Raw genomic sequence first — 11,015 nt, 5'->3', positions numbered from 1 at the left:
GCGCCGCGGGGACTGTGCAGGACAAGGCGCATGACGTGGCCGGGAGTGTGCAGGACAGGGCGCATGACGTGGCCGGGAGTGTGCAGGACAGGGCGCATGAGGTGGCGGAGTCGGTGCGCAGCGCTCCGCAGGCGGTGACGCAGCAGGCGCAGGGCAACCCGCTCGCCGCCGGCATCATCGCGTTCGGGGTGGGCATGCTGGCCGCGACGCTGATCCCGGCGACCGACGCCGAGAAGCGCGCCGGCGCCGAGCTCAAGGAGCACAGCGGTGACCTGACCGACAAGGTCAAGGACGTCGCGAGCGAGCTGAAGGACGACATGTCCGGCACGTTCCAGCAGGCCGCCGGCCAGCTGAAGGAGACGGCGCAGGACGCCGCGCAGACGACCAGGCAGCAGGCCCAGTCGTCCGCGCAGGACGCCCAGGAGCAGAGCATGCGCGCGTTCAGCGACGCCCGTTCCTGACCGGTCCGGCAATCGATGCGGGCCCGCGGACGCCTCCGCGGGCCCGCAGCCGTGTCCGTGGCGTTACGCGGGCGCGCCGGCCAGCAGGCAGACCGCGAGCAGGCGTACGGACGGCCACGGCGCGCGCGCCCACCCGTCGGCCGGGGTGTGCTGCGGCGACCAGCCCCGGCGCATGGCCACGTCGGCGACACCGTCGGCGTACGCGGCCAGCATCACCGGGTGCGGGCTGCCGCCACGCCGGTCGGTGAGCTGGGCGCGTACCTCGGCGACGTGTTGATCGACCTCGGCCATGAGCCCGGGCAGCACGCGCACCGCCGCCGCGCCGTGCTCACCCAGCCGCGCCCACCACTGCGCGAGCGCCAGGTGGGCCGCCGCCGCTACCTGCTCGCGGCTCCGACTCTCGAGATCCATGGCGACAACGTACGAACGCGCCCGCCGGCAGGCAATGCCCCCGGGACGCGTGCACCACAGATGTGACCGTTCCGCCACCGAGGCCCGCGGCCGGTTCGTACCCTCGGGCGGCTTCGTCCCCGCGGGCGGCTTCGTCCCCGCGGGCGGCGGAATGCCGCAGATCGGCGTTTCAGGCGGCCGCCGGGCGGCAAAGTGATCATCACACCGCCCGGGTGTGTGCGGCAGCCGATCCCCGCGCCTGGTCGAGTCGGCGACCGGCCCCTCCGCACGGAGGGGCCGTCGTCTCGTTTGCGGCCCGCGGCTCGCGGCGGCCGGCGGGCGGGACACGGACGCGCCGACCGACGGCGGGGTCGACGCCAACGCGAGCAGACAGCACCTGATGGACGTCGCACGGCGGCTCGGCGTCCGCGGCCGGTCCCGGATGACCAAGCCCGAGCTCGTCGACGCGATCCAGAAGGCCAACGAGCGCGAGACCCGCCGCGCGCGTGCCGGGCGGTACGGCTCAGACCGCGGCGTGCCGCTGCCGCGCCGCGGACATCGAGACGGCGGCCGGCAGGGTGAACGTGATGCGGGTGCCCCGGCCGCCGGGATCGGGCTCGGCGGCGATCGTGCCGCCGTGGCGCTCCACGATGCGCCGGCAGATGCCCAGCCCGAGCCCTGTGCCCGCGTAGCCCGCCGTACGGTGCGCGCGGTGGAAGTTGTCGAAGACGCGCCCGTGCTGCCCGTCCGGGATGCCGATGCCGTTGTCGCGGACCTCGACCCGTACGCGCCCGCCGGGTGCCGCGGCCGCGGTGATGCTCACCTCCGGGGTGGTGCCCGGCGCGGTGTACTTGACCGCGTTGCCGATGAGGTTGTCGAGCACCTGGCGCACCAGGACCGGGTCGGCGTGCACTGGCGGCAGGTCGCCCAGGTGGAACCGCGGCACCGGCCCGCCGCCGCTCTCCGCCTGGTCCACCCGGGCCGTGGTCAGCTCCGGCACCAGGGCGTTCAAGGAGACGTCCACCGGCGCGAGCGCGGCGTCGCGGGCCGTCGTGTACGCGAGCAGGTCGTTGATGAGGTTGCGCATGCGTACGCCGGCCCGGCGGATGCGGCGCAACCCGTCCCGGGCGTCCTCGACCGCGGGGTGCTCCGGCGCCTCGTCGAGCGCCGACATGCCGGCGTCCGACCAACCCTCCACGGTGGCGAGCGGGTTGAGCAGGTCGTGCGCCACGACCCCGGCGAAGGACGCCAGCTCGTCGCGGTGCCGGCGCTCGGCCGTGACGTCGCTGAAGATGCTCACCGCGCAGGGCTCGCCGTTGATCGGGTGGGGCAGCGGGGTCGCGGCCACGTGCAGGATGCGGCCCTCGGGCACCGAGGAGTTGCGCACCACGATGTCCATGCTGTGCGGCTCGCCGGTGTGCAGAGTCCGGCGGAACGGCAGCTCCTCCGCGGCGATCAGCCGGCCGTCGGCGTGGAACAGCCCGTAGAACCCGGTGTCGGCCATCTGGCCGGTGGTGCTGACCAGGCCGCCGAGCAGCCGTCCGCCGGCGGGGTTGCGCAGGATCAGCCGGCCCTGGGTGTCCATCACCGCCAAGCCCTCGGCCATGCCGTCGACGATGGTGGCGAGCACCGTGGCCTGCTCCGCCGCCGCCTGCTCGGACTCCCGCAGATCGGCGACGAGCCGGGCCCGCTCGTCGCGGCCCAGCGCCAGCGCGAGCCCCACCACGGCGACCATCCCGACGAACGCCTGGGCGATCAGCGCCCGCAGCGCGTTGTCGGGGACGTGTGCGAAAGGCCCCTCCCCGTTCAGGGTGAACAGCACGGCGGCCGACCCGAACGCCAGGTCGTGCAGGATCACGAAGCCCGTCCGCAGCCGCAGACCCGCCCAGACCGTCATGGCCAGCAGCGGGAAGGCCAGCGGCAGCCCGTGGTCGATGCCGAACGCGACGGTGTACGTCAGCGCGGAGACCACCACGACGACGGCGTACTCCATCGCGCGTCGCCGGGTCAAAGCCGCCAGCTCGCCACGCAGCACGGTCCCGAGGCCGGTGTGTGCGGCGCGCCGGCGGTGCAGGGCGTACCCCAGCCGCAGCCCGGCCACGCCGATGAGCAGGATGCTGACGGTGTTGCGGGTCAGCCAGACCGCGGTCGCCGGCACCGAGTAGACGCCGTCGACGATCCAGGCCGCCGTCGGGCCGATCAGGGCGCCGGCGCCGGTGGCCAGGAACGCCGCCGCCATCAGGCGCCACAGCTCCGGCAGGCGGCTCATCGGCCGGCTTCCGCCGCCGCCCCACAGGTGCGGCAGCCACCGCCGGAACAGCACGCCGAACAGCTCCGCCTGCAGGACGTTCGCCACGACGAACCACAGGGCCGGCACCGGTGTTGCGCCGGTCGCCGTGTTCACGGCGTACGTCACCACGGACAGGGCGAGCACGTCCACGGCCCGCCACCGGGACCGGTGCTGGGCCAGGAACCACACCGCGGAGATGCCGGCGGCGGGCCACACCAGGCTCAGGTTGGTGCCGTCCATGATCGTCTGCCGGCCCGCCCAGGTGGCCAGCAGGTACAGCGCGGCGAACCCGGCCGTCCGCAGCAGGGAGGCGGGCAGGGTCATGAGGCCGTCTCCGATTGCCGCGCCGCCCCGCCTCTCCGCGAGAGCAGGTCCTCCACGGCGGTGCACAGACCCTCCGGAGTGAACGGCTTGGGCACGTACGCGGCGCCCAGCCCGGCGATCCGGTCCCGCACCTCGCCGTTCCAGAGCACGGTGAGGAACAGGGCGGCCAGGTCGCGGTGGTCGCTGCGGAGCTGTTCGAGCAGCTCGAAACCGTTCACGGCGGGCATGTCGACGTCGAGCACGGCGGCGTCCGGCGGCCCGTGCAGGGACACCTCGGCCAGCGCCGTCGCGCCGTCGTGGGCGCAGATCACCTCGTGCCCGGCCCGCACCAGATACCGCGCGATGAGGGCGCAGATGTCCGGTTCGTTGTCGACCACCAGCAAGCGCGCCACGCCGTTCCCCCCGCTTCACCCTCACTGGTCCTATCGGCGCGGGGCCCGCAGCGCTGAGTGCGCACATCGTCATCTCGCCATTAGACGATGGTTATTGAAAACGATTACCGTTCCGGCACTGACGGAACGGAGCACTCACGTGAAACATCGGCAACGCACCCTCATCGCCGCGACGGTCGCCGCGGCCCTCGCCCTCCTCGGCGGCTGCGACTCCGGCGGTGACGCCGCCGCCGGGGCCGGTACGACCTCCGGCGCCCGGCTGGCCGTGGTCGCCACCACCCCGGAGGTCGCCGACTTCGTGCGCGCCGTCGGCGGTGCGGACGTCGCGGTCACCCAGATCATCAAGCCGAACGTCGACCCGCACGACTACGAGCCGACCCCGGCCGACCTGCGGGCCATCGGCGCCGCGAAGGTCATCGTGAAGAACGGCGTCGGGCTGGAGGAATGGCTGGACCGCACCATCGAGGCCGCCGGCTTCGGCGGCACGGTCGTCGACTCCAGCCAGGGCGTGCGGCTGCGGCAGGGCGAGGGCGACGACCGCGACCCGCACATCTGGCACGACCCGCGCAACGCGAAGATGATGGTGGCGACCATCGAGAAGGGCCTCGCCGCCGCCGGCCCCGCGCACGCCGACGCCTTCGCGAAGAACCTCGCCGGCTACTCGGCCCGGCTCGACAAGCTCGACGCCGACGCGGAGGCCGCCTTCGCGAGGATCCCCGCCGCGCAACGCAAGCTGGTCACCAACCACGACGCGTTCGGCTACTACGCCGACCGCTACGAGCTGGAGTTCGTCGGCTCGGTCATCCCCAGCCTCGACACCTCCGCCGAGCTGTCCGCGCGGCAGCTCGACGACCTCGTCACGAAGATCAAGGCCACCGGCACCAAGGCGATCTTCGCCGAGAGCTCGCTGCCGCCGAAGAGCGCCGAGGCCATCGCGCGCCAGGCCGGCGTGAAGGTCGTCGCGGGCGAGGACGCCCTGTACGGCGACAGCCTCGGCGAGCCAGGCACCCCGGAGGGCACGTACCTCGGCGCCGAGCGGCACAACACCGAGGTCATCGTCGCGGCTCTGGGCGGCTGACGTGGCCGGTGCCGCCCTGCGCTACACCGGCGTGAGCCTCGGTTACCGGGGCACCCCGGTGCTCACCGGCGTCGACCTGGAGCTGCGGGCCGGGCAGCGCCTCGCGCTCGTCGGGCCCAACGGCGCCGGCAAGTCGACGCTGATCAAGTCGGTGCTCGGGCTCGTGCCGCCGCTCGCGGGCACGGCGACGGTGCTCGGCCGGACCCCGGCGCAGGCGCGCGGCGACACCGGCTACGTGCCGCAGACCGGGGCCCTGGACGCCGACTTCCCGGTGACCGCCGCGCAGGTCGTCATGATGGGCCGCTACCGCCGCATCGGCTGGTGGCGGCCCACCCGCCCGGCCGACCGCCGGGCCGTGCGCGAGGCGCTCGAGCGGGTCGGGCTGGCCGACAAGAGCCGCAGCCCGTTCGGCGTGCTCTCCGGCGGCCAGCGCCAGCGGGTCCTGCTGGCCCGGGCGATCGCCGCGGAACCCCGGCTGCTGCTGCTCGACGAGCCCTTCAACGGCGTCGACGCGGTGAGCCAGGAGGCCGTCCTCGCCGTGCTGCGCGACGTGAGCGCCGCCGGGACGGCGCTGATCCTGAGTACCCACGACCTCACGGTCGCCCGGGACCTCGCCGATCAGGTGTGCCTGCTCAACGGCCGGCAGTGGGCGGCCGGGCCGCCGGAGCTGACGCTGACCGCCGGGCCGCTGCGCCGGGCGTACGGCGGCCACGCGGTCGACCTGGCCGACGGCCGTACGGTGCTGGTGGAGCCGTGACCGAGCCGTTCGCCCTCCCGTTCATGGCGCGGGCGCTGGCCGAGCTGGCCCTGCTGGCGCTGATCTGCGGCCCGGTCAGCGTGTTCGTGTTCGTCCGCCGGCTGTCGTTCGTCTCCGACGCGCTCACCCACACGGTCTTCCCCGGGGTGGTGATCGGCTTCGTCGCCGGCGGTCTCGACGGGCTGTTCGCCGGTGCCCTCGTCGCGGGCGTGGCGACCGCCGTGGCGCTGACCCTGCTCACCCGCTCGGGTGTGCTCTCCGATGACGCCTCCACGGCCGTCGTGCTCACCGCGATGTTCTCGATCGGTGTGCTGCTGGTGTCGCGGCGTTCCTCGTACACCTCGGATCTGACGTCCTTCCTCTTCGGACGCCTGCTGACGGTGACCCCGCGGCAGATCGCCGAGACCGCCGTCCTGGCCGCCGTCATCCTCGCGATGCTGCTCGTCGCCGCGCGGCCGCTGCTGTTCCGGGCGTTCGACCCGGCCGGCGCCGCGGCGGCCGGCTTCCGGACCGGCCCGCTGGACCTGTGGCTCAACCTCATCCTGGCCCTGGTGGTGGTCGCGGCCGTGCGCGCGGTGGGCACGATCCTCGTGGTGGCCCTGCTCATCGTGCCGGCCGCGGCGGCGCGCATGGTGACCGTACGGCCGGCGCTGATGGCCCTCGCCGGCACCGGCCTGATCCTGGCCGCGGGCTCCGCCGGGCTGCTCGTGAGCTGGACGGCGTCCGTCGAGCACGGTCTGGTCCTCACCTCCGCCTCCGCCGTGGTGCTGCTGCTCGTGGTGGCGTACCTGGCGCTCGTGCCGGTCGGCTTGCTGCGCCGCCGGCGGCACCGGCCGGCCCGTACCGGAAGGACGTCCTCGCATGAACTGGTGGGATGACGCGCTGCACCGCGCCACGGCCGAGGTCGTCCTCGCCGGGGCGCTGGCCGCGCTGGTCGGCGTGCACGTGGTGGTACGGCGGCTGTCGTTCTTCACGATGGCGCTGACCCACGCCACCTTCCCCGGCGTCGTCGCGGCCGCCGTCATCGGCGTCGACATCTACGCCGGCGGCGTGGTCGCCGGGGCTGTCATCGCCGTGGGCGTGGCCGCCCTCAGCCGCCGCCGCGGTCAGAACGCGGCGGCCGCCACCGGGGTGATGCTCTCGGGCGGGTTCGCGCTCGGCGCCGCCCTGATCGCCACGCGGAACGGCTTCAGCCGGGACCTGTCGTCGTTCCTGGTCGGCTCCGTTCTCACGGTCGGCCCACGGGATCTCGCCACCACCGCCGCCGTGCTCGTGGTGGTCGCCGCGGTGCTGACGCTGTACGCCCGGCCGCTGCTGTTCACCGGCTTCGACCCGGCCGGGGCGCGGGCCGCCGGGTTCGCGACGGGGGTCTGGGATCTGGTGCTGCTGCTGACGATCCAGGTGGCGGTGGTGACGATCGTCCCGGCCGTCGGCACGATCCTGGCCCTGGCGCTGATCGTCGCCCCGGCCGCCGCCGCCCGGTTCTGGACCGGCCGCCTGCCGGTCATGACGGCCCTGGCCGTCACCTTCGGCGTCGCGGCGGGCCTGATCGGCCTGTACGCGTCCAGCCGCTGGAACGTGGCGGCGGGCGCCGGCATCGCCCTCGCCGCGACCGGGCTGCTGCTGGTCTCGGCGGCGCTGTCCCGGCTGCGCTGGATGCCCCTGCGCCTGCGGCGCGACGAGCGGACCCGGCGGCGGATCGCGGAGGTGCTCCGCTACGCCGGGCCCGCGGCGTGACCGCGCGGTGCTCAGGCCTGCGGGCGGCGGCCCAGCCAGACGGTTCGCGTCGCCCGTACGGTGAGGTCGTCGCGGTCCGCCACCCCGGCCGCGAGGGCTTCCAGGGCCGCCAGGTCCGCCGGGTCGAGCCGGCCCTCGAGCCGGGGCGCCATGCGGGCCAGCGAGACCTGGGCGTAGCGGCCGGCCGCCGGGGGCAGCGGGGGCCGCAGGTCGATGTCGGCGCGGCGCTCCTCCTCGACGACGAAGCCGGCCTTGGCCAGCCGGTCCCCCCAGTCCTCGTGCATGTGCAGGCCCGCCTCGTCGCGCAGGGCGGCGAGCGCGGCGTGGGCCCGTTGCTCCAGGCCCGTGTCCGCCGTGCCAGTGAGGAACATCGGGAACGAGTCGAGCTCGGTCGCCAGCAGGACGCCGCCCGGGCGCAGGGTGGCCAGCGCCTGGGCGAGGGCGTCGCCGGGGTCGGCCATGTGGTGCAGCGACGCGGACGCCCACACCATGTCGGCCGGGCCGAGCGCCGGCCAGGGCTGGTCCAGGTCGGCCTGGACGGTGCGGATCCGCTCGCCGAGCCCGAGCTCGGTGGCGCGGTGCCGCAGGTGCTCCAGCATCTCTTCGTCGACGTCCACCGCGATCACCTCGGCGCCGGGCAGGTGCCGGGCGAGCGCGAGGCTGCCCGTGCCGGTGCCCGCGCCCAGGTCGATGATGCGCGGGCGGTCCGGGACCAGCGAGCCGGCCCAGGTGATCACGTCGTGGTGGTAGTCGCTCAGGACCTCGGCGTCCAGGTCCAGCATCTCCGCCATGTGGGAATGTGCCATGCCCCGAACGGTACCCATTCGTTGCGCGTACGGCATAGCATCTTGCGTATGAAGCAAGATGGCGATCTCGACTCCCTAGTCCGGCAGCGTCTGCGCGGGCTGCGGCTGGCGCGCGGCTGGTCCCTGGACGACCTCGCGGCCCGCAGCTATCTGAGCCCGTCCACCCTCAGCCGGATCGAGACGGGCCACCGGCGGATCGCCCTCGACCAGCTGGCGCCGCTCGCCCGCGCACTGGGCACCACGCTCGACCAGCTGGTGGAGTCCGGCGACGACGGGGACGTGGTGATCCGCCCGCACCGCGACGAGGCACGCGGCATGACCACCTGGCTGCTCTCGCGCGAGCACACCCCGCACGGCGTGACGGTGGCCAAGCTACGGATCACCCGGCCGGTCCCGGCCGACCTGCGGGTGCACCCGGGCCGCGACTGGTTCACCGTGCTCTCCGGCACGATCGTGCTGCGCCTCGGCGAGCGCACCATCCGGGTGCGCACCGGAGAGGCCGCGGAGTTCTCGACGATGGTCCCGCACGCGTTCGGCGCCGAGGAGGGTGCCGCCGAGGTCCTGTGCATCCTCGACCACGACGGGGAACGCACCCACCTCGGGCCCGCACGGGACGGGACGGCGGAGGCATGACAGCCGGGAGCGGTCCCCTCAACGCGGGCGAGCCCGCGCCGGCCGACCCGGCCGTGACGCTGTTCGCAGGCCCGGCCTTCTGCCTGTCGGACCACTCCGGCGACATCGCGCCGGGCAGCTCCCACGGCCTGTTCGTGGGCGACGCCCGCGTGCTCTCGCGCTGGCAGCTGCGGCTGGAGGGGCGCCGCCCCGAGCCGCTGACCGTGCAGGCCCCCGACGCGTACGCGGGCCGCTTCGTGCTGCGCGGCCCGGCTGGAGACTCGCTGCTGCTGGTCCGCGAACGCCTGGTCGACGCCGGGATGCGCGAGACCGTCACCGTGCGGAACCTGGGCCGGGCGGCCGTCGAATGCGAGCTCAAGCTGGCGGTGGCCGCCGACTTCGCCGACCTGTTCGCCGTGAAGGACGGCCGGGAGGGCATGGCGGGCGTCGAGGCCACGACCAGCGGCGGGGAGTTGCGGCTCACCTCGTGCGCCGACGCCGGACGCGGCCTGCGCGTGAGCGCGTCCGGCGACCCGGTCCTCGCGCCGGACGCGCTCACGTGGCGGATCGCCGTACCCGGGCACGGTTCGTGGAGCGCCGAGATCGTCGCCGAGGCGATGGTGGCCGGCCGGTGGATCGCCCCGGGCTTCGAGCGCGGCAGGCCGGTCGACGAGAGCGCGGCCGCCCGCAGGCTGAGCGCGTGGCGCTCGGCGGTCACCCGCGTCGGCGCCGGGAGTCCGGGGCTGGCCGCGGTGCTCACGCGTACGGAAATCGACCTCGGCGTGCTGCAGGCGCCGGACCCGCGCACCGGGCAGCCGTTCGTGGCCGCCGGCGCGCCCTGGTACATGACCCTGTTCGGCCGCGACAGCCTGCTCACCGCGTGGATGGCGCTGCCGCTTGACCTGTCGCTCGCCGTGGGCACGCTGCAGGCGCTCGCCGCGACGCAGGGCCGCACCACCGACCCGCGCACCGAGGAGCAGCCCGGCCGGATCCTGCACGAGCTGCGCCTCGGCCCGGACAGCGACCGCGCGCTCGGCGGCAACCGCTACTACGGCACCGTCGACGCCTCGCCGCTGTTCGTCATGCTGCTCGGCGAGGCCTGGCGGTGGGGCGCGGGCGAGGCGGTCGTCCGGGATCTGCTGCCGGCCGCGGACGCGGCCCTGGACTGGATCGACACGTACGGGGACCGCGACGGTGACGGCTTCGTCGAGTACGAGCGGGCCGCCGCGCACGGCCTGGTCAACCAGGGCTGGAAGGACAGCGCCGACGCGGTGAGCTTCGCCGACGGCCGCCCGGCGCGGACCCCGATCGCCCTGTGCGAGGTACAGGCGTACGTCCACGCCGCCCTGCTGGCCCGCGCGGAGCTGGCCGACGCGTTCGGCGACCCCGGCCGTGCCGCCGCGTGCCGGGACCGGGCCGCACGCCTGCGCGCCGCCTTCGCGGAGGCCTTCTGGCTGCCGGATCGCGGCTGGTACGCCCTCGCCCTGGACGGCGACAAGCGGCCGGTCGACGCGCTCACCAGTAACCCGGCTCACGCGCTGTGGACGGGAATCGCCGCTGACGCCCACGCGGAGGCCCTCGTCGCGCGGCTGTCGCAGTCGGACATGGACACCGGGTACGGCCTGCGCACGATGTCGTCGGCGATGGCCGCGTACGACCCGGTGAGCTACCACAACGGCTCGGTGTGGCCGCACGACACGGCCATCGCCGTGGCAGGCCTGCTGCGCTACGCGCACGTGCCCGGGGCCGTCGAGCTGGCCCACCGGCTGAGCGCGGGCGTCATCGAGGCGGCCGCCGGGTTCGGGGCCCGCCTGCCCGAGCTGTACTGCGGATTCGGCCGCGACGAGTTCGCGCCGCCGGTGCCGTACCCGACGTCCTGCTCGCCGCAGGCGTGGGCGGCGGCCGCGCCGCTGCTGCTGGTCCGGGCCGCGCTCGGGCTGGAGCCGGACGTGCCGCGCGGCACGGTCGGGCTGACGCCGCGGCTTCCGGCGTCGTGGGGCACGGTGACGCTGTCCGGCCTGCGGCTCGGAGCGGCGACGCTGCGCATCACGGCCGCGGGCGACGCGGGGGAGATCATCGGGCTGCCGGCCGGGTGGCGCCGGACGGGCGCCTGACGGACGAAGCCTTCCCATCTGTGCCCGATGTGGAGCGTGTCGGGGCACAAGCCG

At 74.8% G+C, this 11,015-nt stretch carries 11 protein-coding genes; 7 read left to right on the top strand and 4 right to left on the bottom strand.

Annotated elements, in window-relative coordinates:
• A partial coding sequence (locus AB0K03_RS24090) for a hypothetical protein (protein WP_364688423.1) occupies window positions 1-461 on the top strand: 461 nt, incomplete at its 5' end.
• A 63-nt stretch (window positions 462-524) separates the two neighbouring features.
• Here AB0K03_RS24090 and AB0K03_RS24085 read toward each other — a convergent pair.
• The 3 genes from AB0K03_RS24085 to AB0K03_RS24075 form a co-directional block, all read right to left on the bottom strand.
• Window positions 525-872, bottom strand: coding sequence for a DUF6401 family natural product biosynthesis protein (locus AB0K03_RS24085; RefSeq protein WP_364688421.1), 348 nt, complete (start codon window positions 870-872; stop codon window positions 525-527).
• Window positions 873-1,374: 502 nt separating this feature from the next.
• Entirely contained in the window at window positions 1,375-3,465 is a 2,091-nt protein-coding gene (locus AB0K03_RS24080) for an ATP-binding protein (RefSeq protein WP_364688419.1), read from the bottom strand.
• The gene (locus AB0K03_RS24075; protein WP_364688417.1) at window positions 3,462-3,857 is read right to left on the bottom strand and encodes a response regulator; all 396 of its coding nucleotides are present in this window, start codon (window positions 3,855-3,857) and stop codon (window positions 3,462-3,464) included. The genes AB0K03_RS24080 and AB0K03_RS24075 overlap by 4 nt, the downstream gene beginning before the upstream one ends.
• A gap of 139 nt (window positions 3,858-3,996) precedes the next feature.
• On the opposite strand from AB0K03_RS24075, the gene AB0K03_RS24070 reads away from it, so the two are divergent.
• Genes AB0K03_RS24070 through AB0K03_RS24055 form a run of 4 tightly spaced genes read left to right on the top strand, consistent with a single transcriptional unit; the run spans window position 3,997 to window position 7,429 of the window.
• Entirely contained in the window at window positions 3,997-4,935 is a 939-nt protein-coding gene (locus AB0K03_RS24070; RefSeq protein WP_364688415.1) for a metal ABC transporter substrate-binding protein, read from the top strand.
• Between the two features lies 1 nt (window position 4,936).
• A complete protein-coding gene (locus AB0K03_RS24065) occupies window positions 4,937-5,692 on the top strand; it encodes a metal ABC transporter ATP-binding protein (protein WP_364688413.1) in 756 nt (251 codons plus the stop codon).
• Window positions 5,689-6,570, top strand: a complete 882-nt coding sequence (locus AB0K03_RS24060; RefSeq protein ID WP_364688411.1) for a metal ABC transporter permease — start codon at window positions 5,689-5,691, stop codon at window positions 6,568-6,570. The genes AB0K03_RS24065 and AB0K03_RS24060 overlap by 4 nt, the downstream gene beginning before the upstream one ends.
• A complete protein-coding gene (locus AB0K03_RS24055) occupies window positions 6,554-7,429 on the top strand; it encodes a metal ABC transporter permease (RefSeq protein ID WP_364688409.1) in 876 nt (291 codons plus the stop codon). Before AB0K03_RS24060 ends, AB0K03_RS24055 begins: the two co-directional genes overlap by 17 nt.
• Before the next feature lie 11 nt (window positions 7,430-7,440).
• On the opposite strand, the gene AB0K03_RS24050 is transcribed toward AB0K03_RS24055, so the two are convergent.
• Window positions 7,441-8,235, bottom strand: a complete 795-nt coding sequence (locus AB0K03_RS24050) for a class I SAM-dependent methyltransferase (RefSeq protein ID WP_364688407.1) — start codon at window positions 8,233-8,235, stop codon at window positions 7,441-7,443.
• A 48-nt stretch (window positions 8,236-8,283) separates the two neighbouring features.
• On the opposite strand from AB0K03_RS24050, the gene AB0K03_RS24045 reads away from it, so the two are divergent.
• Together AB0K03_RS24045 and AB0K03_RS24040 are read left to right on the top strand one after the other, a co-directional pair.
• Window positions 8,284-8,868 (top strand): helix-turn-helix transcriptional regulator, encoded by a 585-nt coding sequence (locus tag AB0K03_RS24045; RefSeq protein WP_364688405.1) that lies wholly within the window; start codon window positions 8,284-8,286, stop codon window positions 8,866-8,868.
• Window positions 8,865-10,961, top strand: a complete 2,097-nt coding sequence (locus tag AB0K03_RS24040; protein WP_364688403.1) for a glycogen debranching N-terminal domain-containing protein — start codon at window positions 8,865-8,867, stop codon at window positions 10,959-10,961. Before AB0K03_RS24045 ends, AB0K03_RS24040 begins: the two co-directional genes overlap by 4 nt.
• Window positions 10,962-11,015 lie beyond the last annotated feature (54 nt).

This window comes from Actinoplanes sp. NPDC049316, from assembly GCF_040677315.1.
Lineage (GTDB): Bacteria > Actinomycetota > Actinomycetes > Mycobacteriales > Micromonosporaceae > Actinoplanes.
This window is presented reverse-complemented; position numbering and strand designations above follow the sequence as displayed.